Genomic DNA, 20,647 nt, shown 5'->3' with positions numbered 1-20,647 from the left:
CCTTTGAATCAGCGGGCAACCGCCTTGTAGCCACAGGGGCGGCGTGGCGGTCTTTAAGGAAAGTCTGCATTTTTTCGCAATAAATCTGCCACCCCTTCAGCGGCCATCGGCCGACTGATCAAGTAACCCTGTACTTCATCGCAGCGTTCGCCGCGCAGGAAATCCAACTGCTGCTGGTCTTCCACACCTTCGGCCACCACCTTGAGCGCCAGCCCGTGGGCCATGGCGATGATCGCGCGAGTGATGGCCGCATCTTCCCGGCCCTGGCCAAGCCCACGGATAAACGTCTGGTCGATCTTCACGTAATCCACGGGGATGCGCTTGAGGTAACTGAGGGACGAATACCCGGTGCCGAAGTCATCGATGGCCAACTTCACGCCCAGATCGCGCAGTTGCTGGAAGGTCGCAATGATGTGCTCAACGCTGTCGAGCAGCTGGCTTTCGGTCAGCTCCAGCTCCAGGTATTGCGGGTCCAGGCCGGTTTCTTCCAGCACCTGGCGCACCAGGCTGACCAACTTGCCCTGGCGCAACTGATGCACGGAAAGGTTCACCGACACGCGAATCGGCGCCAGCCCCTGGCGCTGCCACTCGCACGCCTGCCAGCAAGCCTGGCGCAGCACGAATTCGCCCAGCGGCACGATCAGACCGGTTTCTTCGGCCAAGCCGATAAAGTCCCCCGGCGGCACCATGCCCCACTGCGGGTGCTCCCAGCGCACCAGCGCCTCGGCGGCGTTCAGCTTGCCCGTGGCCAGGCACAGTTTCGGTTGGTAGAACACCGTGAGCTGGCGCTCGTCGATGGCCTTGCGCAGGTGGTTTTCCAGCTGCAAACGCTCCAGCGTGCTGGCTTGCAGGCTGTCGGTGTAGAACTGGAAATTGTTGCCGCCCAAATGCTTGGCGTGCTGCATGGCCATGTTGGATTGGCTGACCAGCGCAGAAATTTCCCGCGCATTATCCGGCAGCAAGCTGACGCCCATGGAGGCACTGACCACCAGCTCATGCCCCTCCACCGTCACCGGCACCCGCAATTTGGCGAGCAGCCGCGTGGCCACCCGTGCCAGGCTCGACAGGCTGCCGTAGGCATCGAACAGCACGGCAAACTCATCACCGGACAGGCGTGCGATGGTGTCAGCTTCAGGCAAGGCATTGATCAGACGACGGGCCATTTTCTGCAACAGTTGGTCGGCGACTTCATGGCCGAGGCTGTCGTTGAGCAGCTTGAAGCGGTCCAGGTTGATATGCAGCAGTGCCAGGCTGCGCCCGCCTTGGCGCACCCGTGCATGCGCCTCACGCAGGCGTTCGCGAAACAGCGAACGGTTGGCCAGGCCCGTCAGCTCGTCGTAGTGAGTGAGGTAGCGCATGCGCTCCTCGGATTCACGCCGCGCGGACAAATCGGCGAAGAAGCCCACAATATGGCTGACTTTTCCCCGAGCATCGCGCACCACATTCAATTGCAGCCACTGCGGGTACAGCTCGCCGTTCTTGCGCGTTTCCACCAACTCGCCCTGCCAGGTGCCATGGCTGAGCAGTGCCTGGCGGATCACCGGGAAGTGACGGCGGGCGTCACGGCTGCTGGGCAGTTCGACGACATTGCGGCCGATCATGTCGTCGATTTCAAAGCCGGTGACGCGACTGAAGGCCTGGTTGACGGCGATCAGCACGTACTCAGGGTCAAGAATCACGATGCCTTCGCTGGCCGCTTCGAACACCGTCGAGGCCAGGCGTTGCTGTTCCTCCAGTGCCTTGTCGGCGCTGATGTCGCGGCGCGTGCCAAGCATGCGCGTGACGCGGCCGCCGGGCGTGCGCTCCACGGCGCGGCCACGGTCTTCGATCCACACCCAATGGCCGTCGCCATGGCGCACGCGGTATTCCACCTGGTAATCGTCGCTGCGCCCTTTGAGGTGCTCCACCAACGCACGCTTGAGCAGCGGCAGGTCTTCGGGGTGCAGGCGCGGCTTGAGGTGGCTGAGCATCGCCGTGACGTACTCCGGCTCCAGGCCAAACAACTCTTTGAGCTGGGTGTGATGCACCTCGTCGGTTTGCAGGTTCCAGTCCCACAGGCCCAACTCACTGGCTTGCAGGGCCATGGCCAGGCGCGCTTCACTTTTATTCAGGGCCAGGCTGGCGGCGTCCAGTTCCTGGCTGCGTTGCGTCACGCGGTCTTGCAGGCCGATCTGCGCATCGCGTAATTCCTGTTCGGCCTGGCGACGTTGGCCGACTTCGCGCACCAGTTCCTGATTCAACTGCTCGCTGCGTTGCTGCGCTTGCTGAAGATGCTCGATCAGCGCCTGGTTCTGGAAACGCCGCAACAAACCGCGCTGGATCAGGCGGTTGACCTGCCAGGCCACCAGGCTCAGGGACGCCAGCAAGATCAGGCCGAGCACGCCCCAGCCTTGCTGCTGCGAGGCGCCGTTCCAAAACAGATAGACGATGGGCGGCACCAGGCACGGCACCGCAAAGGACAGGAACGCCGGCAAGCTCACGGCATAGGCCACGCTGGCTGACAACGTCGCGGCGCCAATCAGGCCGAATACCCAGGCCTGCTGCATAAAGCTATTGGCCGGCACCAGGGCAATGGCGGCGGTGGCCAGGGTCAGCCCGCTGACCGCCGAGCCGAGCATGAACATGCGCCGCCAGATCGGCTGGGCCTGGCGACTGGGCATCGCCGAATCAAAGGCCGCCACCTGGATGACGCGCAGGGCTACCAGGGCGAGCAGCCAGACCAGCCAGATGCTGTCCAACAGGTATTGCTTGGGGTTCCACAGCAACCAGGCGCAGACCAGGCCGTTGACCAGCATCAGTAACGTCGGCAGCAAGGAGCCTTGATACAACAGGCGAGTGCGTTCGACCGCCATCTCGGTTGCGTAATGTTTACGGATGACCTGCGCAGGCGCCACCGAGGGGCCAAACAGGTCGGGACTGAGGGTCATAGGCAGTGTTCTTATAATGGTGAGCCCGAAACGTGGACGGAGCATACACAAGCAAGCGCTTGGGCCAAACTGCTCCAAGTCATAAAAACCACACGGTTTTTACACACAACCTTCGTGGCCAAAGCGCTTGAGCTAGACCCTGCGCGGGCTGTGGGCCATGACTTACCGGTCATCACCGTCAGCAGAATGTTTGCGCGGCCAGGATCGCCCGGAAAGTTTTGCATCGACCACCCGGCATTGGGATTTGCCCGACTCCCCGCAGCACCCTAGAATGCGCCGATGCGCGATGATCTCTCCCTTTTGCTGAACTCCCTCAACGATGCCCAACGCCAGGCTGTTGCAGCCCCCGTTGGCCGTCAGTTGGTCCTGGCCGGTGCTGGCTCCGGTAAAACCCGAGTGCTGGTGCACCGTATCGCCTGGTTGATCCAGGTCGAAAACGCGTCCCCGCATTCCATCCTGTCGGTGACCTTCACCAACAAGGCCGCTGCCGAGATGCGCCACCGCATCGAGCAGTTGATGGGCATCAGCCCGGCCGGCATGTGGGTGGGCACGTTCCACGGCTTGGCGCACCGCCTGTTGCGGGCGCACTGGCAGGAAGCCGGGTTGAGCCAGACCTTCCAGATTCTCGACAGCGACGACCAGCAACGCCTGGTCAAGCGGGTGATCCGCGAGCTGGGCCTGGACGAGCAACGCTGGCCCGCGCGCCAGGCGCAATGGTTTATCAACGGTCAGAAAGACGAAGGCCTGCGCCCGCAACATATCCAGGCCAGCGGCGATTTGTTCCTGGCCACCATGCGCAGCATTTATGAAGCCTACGAGGCCGCCTGCGTGCGCGCCGGTGTGATCGACTTCTCCGAGCTGCTGCTGCGCGCCCTCGACCTGTGGCGCGACAACCCAGGCTTGCTGGCCCATTACCAGAAACGCTTCCGACACATTCTGGTGGACGAGTTCCAGGACACCAACGCCGTGCAGTACGCCTGGTTGCGCCTGCTGGCCAAGGGCGGCGACAGCCTGATGGTGGTGGGCGACGACGACCAGTCGATCTACGGCTGGCGCGGCGCAAAAATCGAGAACATCTACCAGTATTCCGACGACTTCCCGGACGCGATCACCATCCGCCTGGAACAGAATTACCGCTCCACCGCCGGCATCCTCAAGGCCGCCAACGCCTTGATCGCCAACAACACCGGGCGCATGGGCAAAGAGTTGTGGACCGACGGCGGCGAAGGCGAAGCGATCAACCTGTACGCCGCGTTCAATGAACACGACGAAGCGCGCTACGTGGTGGAAACCATCGAAAGCGCGCTGAAAACCGGCCTGGCGCGCAGCGATATCGCGATTTTGTATCGTTCCAACGCCCAATCGCGGGTGCTGGAAGAAGCCTTGCTGCGCGAGCGCATTCCGTACCGCATCTATGGTGGCCAGCGTTTCTTTGAACGGGCCGAAATCAAGAACGCCATGGCCTACCTGCGCTTGCTGGAAGGCCGTGGCAACGATGCGGCGCTGGAGCGGGTGATCAACATCCCGGCGCGTGGCATCGGTGAGAAAACCGTTGAAGCGATTCGCGACCACGCCCGCCACGCCGATGTGTCGATGTGGGAATCCATGCGCTTGCTGATCGCCAACAAGGGCCTGACCGGCCGCGCCGCCGGGGCATTGGGCGTGTTTGTCGAGCTGATCGAGAACCTGGCGGCCAAATGCGCGGAAATGCCGTTGCACTTGATGACCCAGACCGTGATCGAGCAGTCCGGGTTGATCGCCTATCACGAAGCGGAAAAAGGCGAAAAAGGCCAGGCCCGGGTAGAAAACCTTGAGGAACTGGTCAGCGCGGCCCGCGCATTCGAAAACACCGAGGAAGACGAAGAGCTGACGCCGCTCGCCGCCTTCCTCGGCCATGCGTCGCTGGAAGCCGGTGATACCCAGGCCGATGAGCATGAAGACAGCATCCAGCTGATGACCTTGCACAGCGCCAAGGGCCTGGAATTTCCGTATGTGTTCCTGGTAGGCATGGAAGAAGGCCTGTTCCCACACAAGATGAGCCTGGAAGAGCCCGGCCGCCTTGAGGAAGAACGCCGCCTGGCCTACGTGGGCATCACCCGCGCCATGCAGAACCTTGTGATGACCTACGCCGAGACCCGACGCCTGTACGGCAGCGAGACCTACAACAAGGTGTCGCGCTTCGTACGTGAAGTGCCGAAAGGGCTGATCCAGGAAGTGCGCTTGTCCAACAGCGTCAGCCGACCGTTCGGCGGCGGCCAGCAGCAGAACTCCAGCAGCATGTTCGCCGGTTCCGAAATACCAGAAACCCCGTTCAGCCTTGGCCAGCAGGTCAAACATGCGATCTTCGGTGAGGGTGTGATCCTTAACTTCGAGGGTGCCGGCGCCCAGGCGCGGGTACAGGTGAACTTCGCCGAAGGCAGCAAGTGGCTGATGATGGGCTATGCAAAGCTCGAAGCCGTCTGACAATCGCTTGTGGCGAGGGAGCTTGCTCCCGCTGGAGCGCGAAGCGCTCCCATTTTGCGCCGTGCCAATCTATCAGGCTGCGTTTGCCAGTCAGGGGCTGCTTCGCAGCCCAGCGGGAGCAAGCTCCCTCGCCACATAAGCCAATATGATGAAACTTCGCGTTACATGAAGGTTGATGGCCCGCCCTTGTTTTTACCAAGCGCGGGCCAATATCTGAGATAAGTCCTACGGGCCATTCTGAATCGGTCTTACGCAAAAGCCCGAAACATTATGTCGCTAGCCACTGTCACGACACCTGTGCAACATGGCGCGCGTGCAATCCACAAATGGGAATTCCCTTTATGAAACGTTTTCTTAGCATCGCCATGGCGTTGTGCATCGGCCTGACGATGAGCCTCGACGCCAACGCCAAGCGCTTCGGTGGCGGCAAAAGCATGGGCTCGGCTCCGACTCACCAGACCAGCCAAATGGCTCCTTCCGCCGGTGGCATGGGCGGCGCAGCTGCGACCGCTGGTGCAGCCGGTGCCGCTGGCGCTGCTGCCAAGGCCGGCGGTGCTTCGCGCTGGTTAGGCCCTCTGGCCGGTATCGCCGCCGGTGGCCTGCTCGCTTCCATGTTCATGGGCGGCGGCTTCCAGGGCATGCAGATCTTCGACATCCTGATCCTGGCGGTCATCGCGTTTGTGATCTTCCGCTTTATCGCCGCCCGTCGACGCAAGCAGCAGGAGCACCTGGCGCCAGCCGGCGCGCCGATGCAGCGTGAAGTGTTCGAGCAAAAACCAGCCATGGGTTCGATCTTCGGTGGTTCGGCAGCACCTGCCGCCGCCCGCCCGGTGATCAATGCACCGGCCTGGTTCAACGAAGAACGTTTCGTCGAAGCGGCCCGCAGCCACTTCCAGTCCCTGCAGCAGCACTGGGACGCCAACGAAATGGACAAGATCGCCGAGTTCGTGACCCCGCAACTGCTGGAGTTCCTCAAGCGCGAACGTGCCGAAATCGGTGATGCGTTCCAGTCGACTTACATCGACGACCTGCGCGTACAGCTGGACGGTGTGGATGATCGCGCCGACAAGACCATCGCCACCCTGACCTTCAGCGGTGTGTCGAAGACCTCGCGTTTCGACCAGGGTGAAGTGTTCAGCGAAAGCTGGAACATGGAACGCCCGCAAGGCGAGAACCAGCCTTGGCTGGTCGCAGGTATCCGCCAGAACGGCTGATAACCCTACGCTTGAGCACTTGGTAATAAAAACCCCGGACATGTTCCGGGGTTTTCTATTTCGCGGTTGCACTTATAGCGAGCTACTGTATAAAACGCCCTATTAACCGCGCCAACTAGCAAGAGGATCCCGGCCGTGGAAGAAATCATCGAACAATTGCGTGAAGCCAACGAACCGGTCCCGGTTCCTCTGGAGCTGCCTGACGAAGACCAGATTGTGGAAATCGAAGAACAACTGTTCATCGACATCCCGTTTGTATTCCGTGAATTCCTGCTGACCGTCAGCGACGTGGTGTACGGCAGCCTGGAACCGGTGACCGTCACCGACCCGCAGTCCCACACCTACCTGCCGGACGTTGCCGCCAACGCCTGGGACGCCGGTGTTGACCGCAGCATGATCCCGATCTGCCAGGACGGCGATGACTACTACTGCGTCGAAGAGGACGGCACCGTGGTGCTGTGGTCCGGCGAAGAAGAACTGGTCACCGAAGAAACCTGGGAATCGGTGTGGCACTGGGCGCGGGACGTCTGGCTGGAAAGCTGACGCTTTTTGTGGCGAGGGTGCTTGCTCCCTCGCCACAATGACGTCAGTGCTCTGGCGTATCTTTGTGGTTATCCAGGGTCTCCAGCAAGGCGACCTGCATCCGCGTATGCACGCGGATGAACCACCGCCAGAGCACCGCCGCCACCGCCGCCGTGACCACGGCAATCAGCACCAGCAACTTGTTGGTCGGCAAAATACTCGCCGACAAGGCTGCCAATAGCAGGAAGATCACCAGCAGCGACAGGATCGGGATCACCTCTGCGATCACCCGTCGCACACGCTGGGTATGCCGCCCGGCCATCTCCGGTTTCACACTCATCTCCGCCAGCAACATCGACAGCGCCTTGAGCTTGCGGTACGCCGCAATCAGAAACGGCAGCGACAGCAGCAACGCCCCACCCCAGATCAATGCCTTCTGCCAGCTCGGATCACTGATCCAGCCTTCCAGGTACCCGCCAATGCGCGCCGCGAAGAAGCTGCCGGCAAAGAAGATCGCGATCACCAGTGCCAGGTTCACGCCCACTTGCAGGATGATCTTGCGAATCATCGACGCCAGCATCGCGCCCTCACCTTGAGGCTGAATACTGCGCAACCATTCGCCATACAGGCCGAACACCCGGCTCATGCGCTTGGGCATTACCGCGGCAATCTTCAACGACAATGGGTCAGCGCCGCGAATCAGGTACGGCGTGAGCAGCGTGGTGATCGCCGAAACCGCCACCGCCACCGGATAGAGGAAGTCACTGGTCACCTGCAAGGTCATCCCCAGCGCGGCGATGATGAAGGAAAACTCGCCAATCTGTGACAGCCCCATACCTACACGCAGTGAGGTACGGCCATCATTGCCGGCAATAAACGCCCCCAGGCCGCAGGACAGCATCTTGCCCAGCACTACTGCCACGGTAATCACCGCGATGGGCCAGGCGTACTGCAGCAGGATCTGCGGGTCGATCATCAAGCCGATGGCGACAAAGAAGATCGCGCTGAACATGTCGCGAACCGGTTCGATCAGGCGTTCAATTTTAATCAACTGGCGAGATTCGGCCATGATCGCGCCGATCAAGAACGCGCCCAGCACCATGCTGTATTCGAGTTTGACCACCAGCAGGCAAAAGCCGAAACACAGGCCCAACACGGTGATCAGCAGCATCTCGTTACTTTCAAACTTGGCCACATAGGCCAACAGGCGCGGCACCAGCAAAATGCCGATGACCAACGCCACGATCATGAACAGCGACAGCTTGCCAACCGTAGAGAACACCTCACCGGAACTCACCGTGCCGCTGACGGCGATGCTCGACAGCAAGGCGATGATGCCGATGCCCAGGATGTCCTCGACGATCAGCACGCCAAAAATCAGTTGGGCAAAACGCTGGTTCTTCATCTTCAGGTCATTGAGCGCCTTGACGATGATGGTGGTCGAGGAAATCGCCAGGATCGCGCCGAGGAACAGCGAGTCCATGGTGTTCCAGTCGAACCAGCGGCCGATCTCGTAGCCGATCCAGATCATCAGGATGATTTCCAGGAAGGCCGCGATAAACGCCGTGGCGCCGACCTTGAACAACTTGCGCAGGCTGAACTCCAGGCCCAGGCAGAACATCAGGAAGATCACCCCCAGCTCAGCCAGGGTCTTGATGGTGTCTTCGTCGTGGATCAGGCCGAACGGCGGCGTGTGAGGGCCAATGATGAACCCCGCGACGATATACCCCAGCACCACCGGCTGCTTGAGGCGGTGGAACAGGATGGTGACAACCCCTGCCACCAGCATGATCACGGCCAAGTCCTGGATAAAGCTGATGGCGTGCATGGCGAGGGGCTCCTTGAGGGGTACTGGCGCTTTTCCCACTTCCACACGCGCCCTTGAACAGTCGCTAAGCGCGGAAGGAAAAGTCTGCCTTGATCGTAAGAAATGCCCTGGGATGGGCTTTTGAAGGTTAACACCACGACTTCCGGCAGAAAGCCGGTGCAATATATGGAAACAGATCGGCGTTCGCGTGACGGCAAGCCGCCCACTGGCGTCCCGTTAGGGAGAGCGCTGTAAAGATTCCAGCACCCGTAGAGGTGTCCCCCAACCAATGCCTACAACCCGTGAGTGTGCTATGGAACCCGGAAACGCCCAGCTGTCGATGACGGTATTGATGACCCCTGACATGGCCAACTTCTCAGGCAATGTGCACGGCGGCACCCTGCTCAAATACCTCGACGAAGTGGCCTACGCCTGCGCGAGCCGTTACGCGGGCCGTTATGTGGTCACGCTGTCGGTCGACCAGGTGATTTTTCGCGAGCCGATCCATGTCGGCGAGCTGGTGACCTTCCTGGCCTCGGTCAACTACACCGGCAACACATCGATGGAAGTGGGCATCAAGGTGGTGACCGAAAACATCCGCGAGCGCTCGGTGCGCCATACCAACAGCTGCTTCTTCACCATGGTGGCCGTGGACGACCAGCGCAAACCCGCCGCCGTACCGCCGCTGCAGCCACAGAACAGCGAAGACAAGCGCCGCTTTGTGCAGGCGCAGCAGCGTCGGCAGATTCGTCAGGAGCTGGAGAAGCGTTATCGGGAAATCAAGGCAGACGGGCCATAAATCCCGAGCTGTAAACCCAATCGAATGTGGGAGCTGGCTTGCCTGCGATGAGGGCCTGACAGTCGACATCTTTGTCGCCTGACACACCGCTATCGCAGGCAAGCCAGCTCCCACATTGGGTTTTGTGTGCTTACAGGCCGATGGGTGTTGCCTCAAAGCGTACGCGAGGATGCGCGATACGATCCTGAGCCCGTACCAGCTCCAGCTCGTAACTGGCGCAGGCCTGGGTTTCCAGCAGCACTTCATGCACCGCTGCGGCGGTGAATTCGAAGGCCGCCAACAGGCTGTCACCCAACAGCACACGCGCCAGGAATAACCCCGACGTCAGGTCGCCCACGCCCACCGGCTGACGCGGGAACGCCAGCAACGGCCGGCGTAAGTGCCAGCTGCCGTCTGCTGTGACCAGCAGCATCTCGAAACCCTCCGGCAGCTTGCCCGGATAATCCAAGTGTTTGACCAATACCGCCTTCGGCCCACGGGCCAGCAGCGCCTTGGCCATCGCCAGGCAATCGAACAGCGATTGCGGCTTGCGCCCGGCGAAGCTGTCCAGCTCCAGTTGGTTGGGGCACAGGAAATCCGCCATGGCCGCCGCCTCGTCCAGCAGGAAATCGCTGACTTCCTGGGGCACGATGCAGCCTTTTTCCGGATGGCCCATGACTGGGTCGCACAGGTACAGGGCCTTGGGGTTGATGGCCTTGATACGGGCCACGCCGGTAAGAATCGCTCGGCCCTGGTCGGCACTGCCCAAGTAGCCGGACAGTACCGCATCGCAGTTGCCCAACTCGCCAATCGCGGCAATGCCTTCTACCAACGCCGGAATTTGCTGCGGCGCCAGCACTTCGCCCGCCCACTGGCCATACTGAGTGTGATTGGAGAACTGCACCGTGTTCAGCGGCCAGACGTTCACCCCGACCCGCTGCATGGGGAACACGGCGGCGCTGTTTCCGGCGTGGCCAAAGACCACATGAGACTGGATCGCAAGCAGATGAGGTGTGCGTTTCATGCGGGAGATTTCCGTAAAGCCGTTTGAATTCTGGCCGCGCAGTATGCGACTAAACCCAGCCTGTACGACAGACCAGAGACACAGTTAAGCTGCTCTCACTTTGTTGGAGTTCATCGCATGCTGACCCTGGGAAATATCTTCGTGTTGATGCTGTTGGCGACCGGTGCCGCCTGGGTGTGGCACAACCACGGCCTGCGTGAACGGGCGCTGGAGCGGGTCAAGCAGCATTGCGCCAAACTGGATATCGAACTGCTCGACGGCGCAGTGGCGTTAAAACGCATAGGTTTTGTGAAAGATGCCAATGGTCGACGGCGTCTGGCACGCATTTACAACTTTGAGTTCACCGTGACCGGCGAAGCCCGCCACCCCGGGACTATCACTCAGTTTGGCGCCCACAGCGCGCAGATCGAATTGGCGCCCTACCCGTTCGAGATCAAGACACCGCAGCCCAGCGCCGAAGTCATCGAGCTGAGCCAATGGCGCCAGGACCACGCCAGCAAGACCCGTCACTGACGGCACGCGGCCAGCGTACTCTGTAGCCCAGCCACGTCCTGTGGCTGGCTGAAGATCAATTCAACACGTGAATCGCGGCGCCACTCGCTGGGTTGCCAGGCGAGTGGACCATTATCCACAGCGTTAGCGGACACCCAGGTATCGCCGCTGTGGATAACCAGCTTGGCACGGCGCCATTCAAGGCCAGAAAGCCAGCTGTGCAGGCGCGCAATGTCGAACGACTGGCTCGGATGCCAGCGCCAACCGATACTCCAGCCACCTTCCTGGGCCTGGCTCAGGCAAATGGGCAACGCAGGATCAACCCAGACGGCCGGCATCTGTACCACACCTTTGGGCACCTCGAAGTTATCCACAGCTGCGCCAGCCTGTGCATCCAGGCCGGGCAATTGCTTGAGCGGCAACTGCGCCTGGCGTGTCCAGTAAATCGGGCAAGCAGGCAGTTGCTGTTCTATGGCCTGGCGCTGTGAGGCATCCAACGATTCATCTTTGTTCAACACCAACAAACCGGCGCTGGCCAGCGCTTCCTGCTGCGCTTGCGGCAATGCTTTGCCCGCTGCCAATGCTTGGGCATCCAATACCAACACACACGGCTGAACCGCGAGCACGCCCTGCCATGGCGCCTCGCGCAACTGCTTGAGCAACTGCGCCGGATGCCCCAGGCCCGAGGGCTCGATAAACAGCCGATCCGGCTTGGCCTTACGCAACAGGCGGCCAAGCCCTACCTGGAACGGTGCACCATTCACACAGCACAAACAGCCTCCGGCCACTTCGCCCAGCGCAATGCCGTCGTCGTCCTGTGTTAGCAAGGCAGCGTCCAGGCCGATTTGCCCGAACTCATTGATCAACACGGCCCAGCGCTCGTTGGCCGGGCGTTGGGCCAACAGGTGTTTGATCAGGCTGGTCTTGCCGGCGCCCAAAGGCCCGGCAATCACGTGGGTAGGAATGTTCTGCAGCATGGGGCTTCATTCAGGCCGGGTAGAGCGCTTGATCCTACGCGGTTATGCGAGCCAATCCAGCGTCAGGATCAACCGGCGCTCGTCGGCCTTGAGCGCGGGTGAGCGATGGATCAAGCCATGGTTCTCGTTGCCGTGCCATTTTGTGCCCTTGAGCAAAGCCACTTCACCGCAGTGGACCTGCTCGATACGCTCGGTAGGTTCCGCGTCGGGCTGGCTGAGTTTACGCCGGTCCATCACGCCTTCGCGCAGCCACTGGCTGCCGATGCCGGCGTAGGTGGTGATCAGTCGAACCGGCACATGGTCGACGTGAAAACGCGGGCACATGGCCTTGTCCAACAGCCGCAAACGCACGCCAATCCTCTTGGCACCCAGCAGGCAAGCAAACGCGCTGACCAGCCAGGACACATCGGCGATAAAGCCTTCGTAACCTTCAAGATCACGGCAACTGGAGGCCAAACCCTGCAAATCGGGCACAGCCTCCTCATTGTCGAGCTCAATCACCAAGGAATCCGCCAACGGCTCATTGAGCGCCACCAGCAAGGCGCCAAATTCGGCGATATGCAGGGGCAACTGGCGCTGCCACAGCGCCAGGTTGACGTCGTTTTCGAGGATGTCCGACAGCGCCAGCGGCGTTTCACCCCGGGTCTGCCGGATCACCGGGCGTAAGGGAATTGCCGGGGCCAGCATCAGGCTACCTGCTCATACCAAGGGCCAAAGGGGTCGGCCAACTGGCGCCAGCCTTCGACGCCCTGGGCCATTTCTTCATCGTTAAGCAAGCACGCGTCCAGCTCGGCGCGCATCTGGGCGAAGTCGATGTTTTGCCCGATAAACACCAGTTCCTGGCGGCAGTCGCCGGTGCTCAATTGCCAGTTGCCCATGATCGCCGCTACGCTTTCTTCGTCTTGCGGCCACTGGCTTTTCGGCACAAAACGCCACCAGCGCCCGGCAAAACCATGGCGCATCAAGCCACCGGCCTGGGACCAACTGCCGGCATCCTGATGCTTGCTCGCCAGCCAGAAAAAGCCCTTGGAGCGCAGCAGTTTGCCGTTCACCCACGGGCGATCGATAAAGTCGAAGAAACGCTGCGGATGAAACGGGCGACGCGCGCGGTAAGCGGTGGAGGCGATGCCATATTCTTCGGTTTCCGGCACGTGCTCACCGCGCAACTCCTGCAACCAGCCCGGCGCTTGCGCTGCGCGTTCGAAGTCGAACCGGCCGGTGTTGAGGATCTTGTTCAGCGGCACTTCGCCCATCACCATCGGGATGATTTCCGCCTGGGCATTGAGGCGCTCAAGGATGGCCATCAACTCCTCGCGTTCGCGGCTACTGATCAGGTCGATCTTGCTGATCAGGATCACGTCGGCGAATTCGATCTGCTCGATGAGCAAATCGGTGATGGAGCGCTCGTCGTCTTCGCCCAGGGTTTCACCCCGGGAAGCGAGGCTTTCGGCAGCTTGGTAATCGAGCAGGAAATTCATGCCGTCGACCACGGTGACCATGGTGTCCAGGCGTGCGATATCGGCCAGGCTTTGCTCGTTTTCATCACGGAACGTGAAGGTTTCGGCCACGGGCAGCGGCTCGGAAATGCCGGTGGACTCGATCAACAGGTAATCGAAGCGCCCTTCCTTGGCGAGCTTTGTGACTTCTTCCAGCAAGTCTTCACGCAAGGTGCAGCAGATGCAGCCGTTGCTCATCTCCACCAGTTTTTCTTCGGAGCGATTCAGCGTGACGTCGCGCTGCACCTCGCTGCCGTCGATATTGATTTCACTCATGTCGTTGACGATCACCGCCACCCGCAGGTTTTCGCGGTTGCGCAGAACGTAGTTGAGCAGCGTGCTTTTACCAGCGCCGAGAAAGCCGGACAGCACGGTAACGGGAAGGCGATTAGTCATCAGGTAATCCTCATCAGGGTTGGCCGGTCAAATCGCCCGTTTATGGCGTTCGCGCAGCTCTTCACGTTCTTTGGCTTCGATAGACAGGGTGGCAGTGGGGCGCAGCAGCAGGCGTTGCAGGCCGATGGGCTCGCCGGTTTCGCGACACCAGCCATATTCGCCGCGGGCCAGCAGTTCGAGGGCATCGTCGATCTTGTCCAAGAGCTTTTTTTCACGCTCCAGCAGGCGCAGCTGCCACTGGCGCTGCTCTTCGGCGCTGCCGATATCGGCCAGGTCGCTGTTGGTTTCCTGCTCGCGCAGCACCAGGAATTCAGCCTCGATACGCGCCTGCAGTTCGTAGCGCTGCGTCAGCAGCAGCGCTCGGAAGAAGCCTTGCTGAGCGTCATTCATGTAATCGGCGGGCAGTTGGGCCAGGAGCTCTTGTTCAGTCATGGGAAGCGGTTCACGGGTCAGGCTGTTTTTTAATGTTATAGTATAACAACACAAATAAGCCAATCCCCGCTTGCTCACCACGACGAAGGGCGCAATGCTGGAACACTTTCTTGCCCGAGAGGCACTATGAAATACCTGGTGTATGCCCTGTTATTGGGCGTGACAGGATCTGCCTGCGCGCAAACGCCGAGCCTGCTGGCGAGCTGCACGCGCAGCGCTAATTTGCTGGCCTGCGTAGACCCGCTGGGCAATGCCTACAGCGTGGCGACGGTTGGCAGCACCACGTATTTGCGCGGTTTTGAAGTGATCGGCAAACGCTATTGGGCACAAACCAGTAGCCGCTATGGGCAGCTGACATTCTTTACCGGGTTGGCGTCCGATGGTGAGGCGTGGGTCGGCTACACGCGCCGCGTGGGCTGGACCACCATCAACCGGTTTTCCAGTTCGGGTGGCGCCAGCGCCAAGTTCACGTGCAGCCGTATAGCCGGCTGTTAGACCTGGCCGCTCTTCTGTTCCTGAACCCAGGCCATGTAGCTGTTCATCGGCGGGTTCTTCTCGAAGTATTTTTTCAGGCCGTCGAACAGGCCATCCGCCACGGCTTGTTGATGACGCGCCGTCACCAGCCGCTGGGCGTCCCGAGTGTTGGAGATAAACCCGGTTTCCACCAGGATCGACGGCACGTCAGGTGATTTGAGCACCGCAAACCCGGCTTGCTCCACGCGCTTCTGGTGCAACGTGGTGATGCTTTGCAGGCTGCCCAACACCGAGCTGCCCAGTTGCAGGCTGGAGGCGATGGTGGCGTTCATCGACATATCGAGAATTACCCCGGCGAGCATCGGATCCTTGTCCTTGAGGTTGAGCAATGTCGTGGCGCCCAACAGGTCGGCGCCGTTTTCGCGCTGCGCCATGAAGCGCGCGGTGGCGGAGGTGGCACCGCCTTCCGACAACGCATACACCGAAGCCCCGGAGGCGGTGAGGCGCGGCGCGGCGTCGGCATGCACCGAGATAAACATATCGGCCTTGTGCTGACGGGCGATGTCCACGCGCTTGCGCAGCGGCACGAAGAAGTCGTCGTTGCGCACCAGCTTCACGTCAAAGCCCTTCTCGCGCTTCAAGCGTTTGGCCAGCAGTTGGGCGATGGACAGCACCACATCCTTTTCGCGCTGGCCCTTGGAGCCGATGGCGCCAGGGTCTTTGCCGCCGTGGCCAGGGTCGACCACCACGATGATGTCGCGCTTGGGGTGCGCTTTATCTACTGGAGCCACCAGCGGCGCCGGCTGCGCAGCAATCTGGCGCGGCGCGTGGGTGGCGTTGGTCAGGTCGAGTACCAGGCGATGGCCTTGACCATCCTGTGGCGGCAATAAAAAGCTGTTGAGCTGCATCGGCGAGGCCAGGTCCAGCACGATGCGCGTATCGCTCTTGCCGAAATGCCCCGAACGAATCGAAGTAATCCCACTGTCCTTCAGCGCCAACTGCGAAAAATCACCACTGAGCCCGGCGCCGCTCAAGTCGATGATCACGCGCTCCGGCGACGTCAGGGAGAAGGTCTTGTACTGCACCGGGCCGCTGAGGTCGAACACCAGCCGCAGTTTGTCGTCGGAGCGCCACAAGCGCGCATTACGAATCTGTGTGGCGAACGCCCCCAATGGAAAGGTGAACAGAGGGCTGACCAGCAGCAGATTGAGAAGCTGACGTCTGTGCATGAAAAACACCGCAAATAAAGGAGCGTCCCTGCTCGACATGACTGAAGAAAGACTGGAACAGAAAAATCATCGTCGACTTAATAGTTATAATATAACATGTCTTTTTATTTCCAACGATGGACCTCCTCATGAACGCGCTGACTCTGCCGGATATCGCCGCGCAGGCATCACGGCAAGCCTTGCCACTCGACTGGGTGGGCATGTGCGGCATCGCCCTGCCAATCCTCATCGACGGCCAACGCCTGGCTGCCACCGCCGATGCTGGCGTAAGCCTGGACGATGGCGAGGCCCGTGGCATTCATATGTCGCGCCTGTACCTGGCTTTGGAAATGCTCGACCAGCAGCTTCTTACACCTGCACTTCTGCGTAATGTACTGCAGCGTTTTCTCGAGAGTCATGAAGGATTATCTAAGAACGCCTACTTGCGTATTCACACGGATTTGTTACTCAAACGCCCGGCCTTGGTCAGCCCGCTGGCCGGTTGGAAAGGCTACCCGGTGTGCATCGAAGCGCGTCTGGAAAACCAGATGTTCCACGTGGAACTAAAAATTGACGTTACTTATTCCTCAACCTGCCCATGCTCAGCTGCGCTCGCCAGGCAGTTGATTCAGCAGCAATTTCTTCAGGACTTCGCCAACAAGCCGGTGCAGCACGAAGACGTATTGACCTGGCTCGGCAGCGCCAACGGCATCGTGGCCACGCCCCACAGCCAGCGCAGCAGCGCCCAACTGTCGATCCAACTGGACGCCAGCCAGAACACGCTGCCGCTCACAGACCTGATCGACACCGTCGAAGCCGCCCTCGGCACCGCCGTGCAAACCGCTGTAAAACGGGCGGACGAACAAGCCTTCGCCTTGGCCAATGGGCAGAACCTGATGTTCTGCGAAGACGCCGCCCGCCGCCTGAACCTCGCCTTGAAACGCTCGGATGCTGTCAAAGCCTTCCACCTGAAAGTGATCCACGCCGAAAGCCTGCACGCGCACGATGCCGTGGCTGAAAGCCGCTGGACGAGAGACTCTGCATGATCACCTGCAACGCTTTGCGCTGGGGCGCCCCCGGGCAACCACTCACCCCTGCGCTGGATCTGCGCCTGGAAAAAGGCAGCCTCACCGGCATCATTGGCGCCAACGGCACGGGCAAGAGCAGCCTGCTCAAAGTCATCGCTGGGCTGCAAAAGCCGTTGGCGGGCAACGTCAGCGTGGATGTTCCACGTCGTGGCGGCTTGTCGTTCCTGCCACAGCAGCAACACCTGGACCGGCAGTTTCCGATCAGCCTGCAAGAGTTGGTGGCCGCCGGATTCTGGGGCACCAAACTCAGCCCGGAACAACGCAGCCAGCGTCTGCACGCAGTGCTGGAAGACTGGTGCCTCACCGGCCTGGAACATCGACCGTTGATGGCGTTGTCTGGCGGCGAACTGCAACGTGCACTGCTGGCGCGCATGAGCCTGGCTGAAGCGCCAGTATTGCTGCTCGACGAGCCCCACGCCGCCCTCGACGAAGAAGGCCAGGCGCTGTGCTGGAACCATGTGCACGCCTGGCACGATGAAGGCCGCACGGTGGTGATCGTTTGTCATGACCTTGCCTCCGTGCGCCACCACACTCAGCAAGTAGTGCAAATCAAAAGCTCTGGCTGCGTATTTGGCCCCAGTAAAGAACTGATCCGCCCGCAACCTCACATGCAGGTGGCCTGATGCACTTCGCCGCCCACCTGTGGATGCCCTTTCAAGATTTCGTTTTCATGCGCCGTGCCCTGATTGGAGGGTTGGTGCTTGCCTGCAGCACCGCGCCGCTGGGTGTGTTTTTGATTCTGCGGCGCATGAGCCTGATCGGCGACGCCGTTGCCCACGGCATCCTGCCCGGCGCCGCACTCGGCTTCTGGTTCGCCGGCATCAGCCTGCCGGCGCTGACCATCGGTGGCCTCGGCGCTGGGCTGAGCATGGCCGGATTGTCGGCGTGGATCACCCGCCGCACCGGCCTGCGTGAAGATGCCAGCCTCGCGGCCATCTACCCCATTTCGCTCGCCGCGGGTGTGCTGATCCTGGGCATCGCCGGCAAGCGCCTGGACCTCTTGCACCTGCTGTTCGGCTCCGCCCTGGCGGTGGATGAAACCACCCTCACCGGCATGCTCTGGGTCTCGGGTTTCAGCCTGATCGCCATGGGATTGATCTACAAACCGCTGCTGCTGGACACCCTCGACCCGCTGTTCCTGCAAACCGTCAGCCGCCTCGGCCCACTCGCCCACGGGTTATTCCTGACCCTGGTGGTGCTGAACCTGGTGATCGGCTTCCAGGCTATCGGCGCGTTGATGGTGGTGGGTTTGATGATGTTGCCGGCGATTGCTTCACGCTTCTGGAGCCGGCGCCTGCCGGTGTTGATTGCGGTATCGGCGGTGCTGGGATGCCTGTCGGTGTGGCTTGGTTTGCTGCTGTCGTTCTACTACTCACTGCCCAGCGGCCCGGCCATCGTGCTGGTGGCTGGCGGCGGGTATCTGCTGTCCGTGGTTTTCGGCCCGGTGCACGGCTTGCTGCGCCGCCCGCCCTCTCTTACATCCCAATGAGGTGTTTCCCGATGCGCGCTTTACTCGTGCTGTTCAGTCTTCTGCTGCCCTTGTCGATGGCCCAGGCCGCCGACAAACTCCAAGTAGTCACCAGCTTCAGCATTCTCGATGACATCACTCATCAGATCGGTGGCGACCACATCCAGATCAGCAACATGGTCGGCCCCGACTCCGACGCCCACACCTATGAGCCGACGCCGGACGATGCCAAAGCCCTGCTCAAGGCCAAGGTCATCATCAAGAACGGCCTGGGCTTCGAACCCTGGCTGGACCGCCTGGTCACCAGTACCGAAACCAAAGCTACTGTGGTCACCGCCAGCAAAGGCGTGATCTCCCACACCATGGAAGAAGACGGCGAAACCATCCCGGACCCGCACGCCTGGCACAACCTGGCCAACGCCGAAATCTATGTGAACAACATCACCAAGGCACTGGTGGCGGCCGACCCAGCCAACAAGGCTGACTACCTGAGCAACAGCCAGGCCTACCTGAAACAGATCTACCGCTTGCTGGCCGAAGCCAAGACCAAGTTCGGCGCGCTGCCAGCCGGCAACCGTCGCATCGTCACCTCCCATGACGCCTTTGGTTACCTGGGCCAGGCCTATGGCATTCAGTTCCTGGCACCACAAGGTCTGTCGACCGAACGCGAACCTTCGGCCGCCGAAGTCGCTGCGCTGATCACCCAGATCCGCAAGGACAAGGTCAAAGCCGTGTTCATGGAAAACATCAAGGACTCGCGCCTGCTCAAGCAGATCGCTGACGAAAGCGGCGCGCAAATCGGCGGCACGCTGTACTCCGACGCCCTCGCCGCCGAAGGCCCGGCCAGCACCTTCACCGGGCTGTTCGAGTACAACCTCAACACCCTGTGCGCCGCCCTGAGCAAGCCATGACCCTGAGCATGCTCGACCTGGAAGAGGCTGCCCTTGGCAGCCGCTTTCCACTCGAACCCGTGCTCGACGCCCTGCCGTGGAACAGCGATGGCCTGATCGCAGCCATCGCCCAGCAACACGGCAGCGGCGATGTGCTGATGCTGGCCTGGATGAATCGCCAGGCGCTCATCGAAACCCTGGCCAGCGGGCACGTCTGCTACTGGTCACGCTCGCGCCAGCGACTGTGGCGCAAAGGCGAAAGCTCCGGCCACTGGCAACAGTTGATTGAGGCGCGCCTGGATTGCGACGGCGACGCCGTGCTGCTGATCGTCGACCAGCTAGGCCCGGCCTGTCACACCGGGCGGCCGACCTGTTTCTACAACGCCATTGTGGGCGACCACGTTCACATTATTACGGAGCCTGTTGCATGATCCGCAAAAACCCCTCCGGCGACCTGCCGGTGATTGCCGAGTCGGCCTACGTCGACAAGACCGCGATCATCTGCGGCAAGGTCATCATCGGCGAGAACGTGTTCGTCGGCCCCTACGCCGTGATCCGCGCCGACGAAGTCGACGCCACCGGCGACATGGACCCGATCACCATCGGCGCCAATTCCAATATCCAGGACGGCGTGGTGATCCACTCCAAGTCCGGCGCGGCGGTGACGATTGGCGAGTTTACGTCTATCGCGCATCGCTCCATCGTCCACGGCCCGTGCACCGTGGGCGACCGCGTTTTCATCGGCTTCAACAGCGTGCTGTTCAACTGCGCCGTCGGCGATGGCTGTGTGGTGCGCCACAACTCGGTGGTCGATGGGCGCGACTTGCCCGCCGCCTTCTACGTGCCCTCCACCACCCGCATCGGCCCCAATACCGACTTGTCGCAATTCCCGCCGGTGAGCGTCAGCGCCTCGGAGTTTTCCGAAGACGTCGCGCGTACCAACGTCGACCTGGTACGTGGTTACAAAGCCCTGCAAAACGAGTTCTGAACC

The 20,647-nt window shown here is 61.0% G+C and carries 20 protein-coding genes; 12 read left to right on the top strand and 8 right to left on the bottom strand.

What is annotated here, in order from left to right:
• Positions 1-53: 53 nt before the first annotated feature.
• Complete coding sequence (locus tag GIW28_RS00330) at positions 54-2,927, bottom strand: GGDEF domain-containing phosphodiesterase (protein WP_138449553.1); 2,874 nt, start codon at positions 2,925-2,927, stop codon at positions 54-56.
• 279 nt (positions 2,928-3,206) lie between these two features.
• Between GIW28_RS00330 and uvrD the strand changes: the two genes are divergently transcribed.
• The 3 genes from uvrD (at position 3,207) to GIW28_RS00315 (ending at position 7,147) form a co-directional block, all read left to right on the top strand.
• Positions 3,207-5,390 (top strand): DNA helicase II, encoded by a 2,184-nt coding sequence (gene uvrD, locus GIW28_RS00325; RefSeq protein WP_017135773.1) that lies wholly within the window; start codon positions 3,207-3,209, stop codon positions 5,388-5,390.
• A 341-nt stretch (positions 5,391-5,731) separates the two neighbouring features.
• Complete coding sequence (locus GIW28_RS00320) at positions 5,732-6,604, top strand: Tim44 domain-containing protein (protein ID WP_056860905.1); 873 nt, start codon at positions 5,732-5,734, stop codon at positions 6,602-6,604.
• 135 nt (positions 6,605-6,739) lie between these two features.
• Positions 6,740-7,147: an SMI1/KNR4 family protein gene (locus GIW28_RS00315; RefSeq protein ID WP_017135771.1), complete on the top strand. Its 408-nt coding sequence runs from the start codon at positions 6,740-6,742 to the stop codon at positions 7,145-7,147.
• Positions 7,148-7,190: 43 nt separating this feature from the next.
• On the opposite strand, the gene GIW28_RS00310 is transcribed toward GIW28_RS00315, so the two are convergent.
• Complete coding sequence (locus GIW28_RS00310) at positions 7,191-8,954, bottom strand: cation:proton antiporter (protein WP_236445598.1); 1,764 nt, start codon at positions 8,952-8,954, stop codon at positions 7,191-7,193.
• Positions 8,955-9,246: 292 nt separating this feature from the next.
• Here GIW28_RS00310 and GIW28_RS00305 point away from each other — a divergent pair, with 292 nt between their 5' ends.
• Positions 9,247-9,732, top strand: coding sequence for an acyl-CoA thioesterase (locus GIW28_RS00305; protein WP_017135769.1), 486 nt, complete (start codon positions 9,247-9,249; stop codon positions 9,730-9,732).
• 130 nt (positions 9,733-9,862) lie between these two features.
• On the opposite strand, the gene pdxY is transcribed toward GIW28_RS00305, so the two are convergent.
• Positions 9,863-10,735 (bottom strand): pyridoxal kinase PdxY, encoded by an 873-nt coding sequence (gene pdxY, locus GIW28_RS00300; RefSeq protein WP_017135768.1) that lies wholly within the window; start codon positions 10,733-10,735, stop codon positions 9,863-9,865.
• A 117-nt stretch (positions 10,736-10,852) separates the two neighbouring features.
• Between pdxY and GIW28_RS00295 the strand changes: the two genes are divergently transcribed.
• Positions 10,853-11,248, top strand: a complete 396-nt coding sequence (locus tag GIW28_RS00295; RefSeq protein WP_017135767.1) for a DUF3301 domain-containing protein — start codon at positions 10,853-10,855, stop codon at positions 11,246-11,248.
• Here the strand turns inward: GIW28_RS00295 and GIW28_RS00290 are convergent.
• The 4 genes from GIW28_RS00290 to dksA are packed head-to-tail and all read right to left on the bottom strand — an operon-like array spanning position 11,242 to position 14,528.
• Entirely contained in the window at positions 11,242-12,204 is a 963-nt protein-coding gene (locus tag GIW28_RS00290) for a CobW family GTP-binding protein (RefSeq protein ID WP_236445601.1), read from the bottom strand. The genes GIW28_RS00295 and GIW28_RS00290 overlap by 7 nt on opposite strands.
• Before the next feature lie 42 nt (positions 12,205-12,246).
• The gene (locus GIW28_RS00285; protein WP_236445603.1) at positions 12,247-12,891 is read right to left on the bottom strand and encodes a DUF1826 domain-containing protein; all 645 of its coding nucleotides are present in this window, start codon (positions 12,889-12,891) and stop codon (positions 12,247-12,249) included.
• Positions 12,891-14,096, bottom strand: coding sequence for a zinc metallochaperone GTPase ZigA (gene zigA / locus GIW28_RS00280; protein ID WP_017135764.1), 1,206 nt, complete (start codon positions 14,094-14,096; stop codon positions 12,891-12,893). Before zigA ends, GIW28_RS00285 begins: the two co-directional genes overlap by 1 nt.
• Before the next feature lie 27 nt (positions 14,097-14,123).
• Positions 14,124-14,528, bottom strand: coding sequence for an RNA polymerase-binding protein DksA (gene dksA / locus GIW28_RS00275; protein WP_169987863.1), 405 nt, complete (start codon positions 14,526-14,528; stop codon positions 14,124-14,126).
• Positions 14,529-14,654: 126 nt separating this feature from the next.
• Here dksA and GIW28_RS00270 point away from each other — a divergent pair, with 126 nt between their 5' ends.
• Complete coding sequence (locus GIW28_RS00270) at positions 14,655-15,023, top strand: glutamine synthetase (protein WP_236445605.1); 369 nt, start codon at positions 14,655-14,657, stop codon at positions 15,021-15,023.
• On the opposite strand, the gene GIW28_RS00265 is transcribed toward GIW28_RS00270, so the two are convergent.
• Positions 15,020-16,231, bottom strand: coding sequence for an N-acetylmuramoyl-L-alanine amidase (locus GIW28_RS00265; protein WP_099550222.1), 1,212 nt, complete (start codon positions 16,229-16,231; stop codon positions 15,020-15,022). The two genes, GIW28_RS00270 and GIW28_RS00265, sit on opposite strands and share 4 nt — an antisense overlap.
• 128 nt (positions 16,232-16,359) lie before the next feature.
• Here GIW28_RS00265 and folE2 point away from each other — a divergent pair, with 128 nt between their 5' ends.
• The 6 genes from folE2 to GIW28_RS00235 are packed head-to-tail and all read left to right on the top strand — an operon-like array spanning position 16,360 to position 20,644.
• On the top strand, positions 16,360-17,256 hold the full coding sequence (folE2, locus tag GIW28_RS00260) for a GTP cyclohydrolase FolE2 (protein ID WP_236445610.1): 897 nt from the start codon (positions 16,360-16,362) through the stop codon (positions 17,254-17,256).
• Positions 17,253-17,921, top strand: coding sequence for a metal ABC transporter ATP-binding protein (locus GIW28_RS00255; RefSeq protein WP_138450735.1), 669 nt, complete (start codon positions 17,253-17,255; stop codon positions 17,919-17,921). The genes folE2 and GIW28_RS00255 overlap by 4 nt, the downstream gene beginning before the upstream one ends.
• Positions 17,921-18,787, top strand: a complete 867-nt coding sequence (locus GIW28_RS00250; protein ID WP_017135759.1) for a metal ABC transporter permease — start codon at positions 17,921-17,923, stop codon at positions 18,785-18,787. The genes GIW28_RS00255 and GIW28_RS00250 overlap by 1 nt, the downstream gene beginning before the upstream one ends.
• An 11-nt stretch (positions 18,788-18,798) precedes the next feature.
• Positions 18,799-19,677: a metal ABC transporter substrate-binding protein gene (locus GIW28_RS00245; RefSeq protein ID WP_017135758.1), complete on the top strand. Its 879-nt coding sequence runs from the start codon at positions 18,799-18,801 to the stop codon at positions 19,675-19,677.
• Positions 19,674-20,087 carry a phosphoribosyl-AMP cyclohydrolase gene (hisI, locus tag GIW28_RS00240; RefSeq protein ID WP_236445613.1) on the top strand — a complete coding sequence of 138 codons (414 nt, stop codon included), beginning with the start codon at positions 19,674-19,676 and terminating at the stop codon, positions 20,085-20,087. The genes GIW28_RS00245 and hisI overlap by 4 nt, the downstream gene beginning before the upstream one ends.
• Entirely contained in the window at positions 20,084-20,644 is a 561-nt protein-coding gene (locus GIW28_RS00235) for a gamma carbonic anhydrase family protein (RefSeq protein ID WP_017135756.1), read from the top strand. The genes hisI and GIW28_RS00235 overlap by 4 nt, the downstream gene beginning before the upstream one ends.
• The last annotated feature ends 3 nt before the right edge of the window (positions 20,645-20,647 follow it).

Origin of the sequence: Pseudomonas sp. PA-5-4B (assembly GCF_021606215.1) — a bacterium.
Lineage (GTDB): Bacteria > Pseudomonadota > Gammaproteobacteria > Pseudomonadales > Pseudomonadaceae > Aquipseudomonas > Aquipseudomonas edaphica.
Note: the sequence above shows the minus strand (reverse complement) of the source record. Positions and strands in the feature narration are given on the sequence as shown.

Bases quoted from the DNA above. Each gene is read 5' to 3' on its own strand.
- GIW28_RS00330 (WP_138449553.1), bottom strand. From the start codon at position 2,927: ATGACCCTCAGTCCCGACCTGTTTGGCCCCTCGGTGGCGCCTGCGCAG.
- uvrD (WP_017135773.1), top strand. From the start codon at position 3,207: ATGCGCGATGATCTCTCCCTTTTGCTGAACTCCCTCAACGATGCCCAA.
- GIW28_RS00320 (WP_056860905.1), top strand. From the start codon at position 5,732: ATGAAACGTTTTCTTAGCATCGCCATGGCGTTGTGCATCGGCCTGACG.
- GIW28_RS00310 (WP_236445598.1), bottom strand. From the start codon at position 8,954: ATGCACGCCATCAGCTTTATCCAGGACTTGGCCGTGATCATGCTGGTG.
- GIW28_RS00305 (WP_017135769.1), top strand. From the start codon at position 9,247: ATGGAACCCGGAAACGCCCAGCTGTCGATGACGGTATTGATGACCCCT.
- pdxY (WP_017135768.1), bottom strand. From the start codon at position 10,735: ATGAAACGCACACCTCATCTGCTTGCGATCCAGTCTCATGTGGTCTTT.
- GIW28_RS00295 (WP_017135767.1), top strand. From the start codon at position 10,853: ATGCTGACCCTGGGAAATATCTTCGTGTTGATGCTGTTGGCGACCGGT.
- GIW28_RS00290 (WP_236445601.1), bottom strand. From the start codon at position 12,204: ATGCTGCAGAACATTCCTACCCACGTGATTGCCGGGCCTTTGGGCGCC.
- GIW28_RS00285 (WP_236445603.1), bottom strand. From the start codon at position 12,891: ATGCTGGCCCCGGCAATTCCCTTACGCCCGGTGATCCGGCAGACCCGG.
- zigA (WP_017135764.1), bottom strand. From the start codon at position 14,096: ATGACTAATCGCCTTCCCGTTACCGTGCTGTCCGGCTTTCTCGGCGCT.
- dksA (WP_169987863.1), bottom strand. From the start codon at position 14,528: ATGACTGAACAAGAGCTCCTGGCCCAACTGCCCGCCGATTACATGAAT.
- GIW28_RS00270 (WP_236445605.1), top strand. From the start codon at position 14,655: ATGAAATACCTGGTGTATGCCCTGTTATTGGGCGTGACAGGATCTGCC.
- GIW28_RS00265 (WP_099550222.1), bottom strand. From the start codon at position 16,231: ATGCACAGACGTCAGCTTCTCAATCTGCTGCTGGTCAGCCCTCTGTTC.
- folE2 (WP_236445610.1), top strand. From the start codon at position 16,360: ATGAACGCGCTGACTCTGCCGGATATCGCCGCGCAGGCATCACGGCAA.
- GIW28_RS00255 (WP_138450735.1), top strand. From the start codon at position 17,253: ATGATCACCTGCAACGCTTTGCGCTGGGGCGCCCCCGGGCAACCACTC.
- GIW28_RS00250 (WP_017135759.1), top strand. From the start codon at position 17,921: ATGCACTTCGCCGCCCACCTGTGGATGCCCTTTCAAGATTTCGTTTTC.
- GIW28_RS00245 (WP_017135758.1), top strand. From the start codon at position 18,799: ATGCGCGCTTTACTCGTGCTGTTCAGTCTTCTGCTGCCCTTGTCGATG.
- hisI (WP_236445613.1), top strand. From the start codon at position 19,674: ATGACCCTGAGCATGCTCGACCTGGAAGAGGCTGCCCTTGGCAGCCGC.
- GIW28_RS00235 (WP_017135756.1), top strand. From the start codon at position 20,084: ATGATCCGCAAAAACCCCTCCGGCGACCTGCCGGTGATTGCCGAGTCG.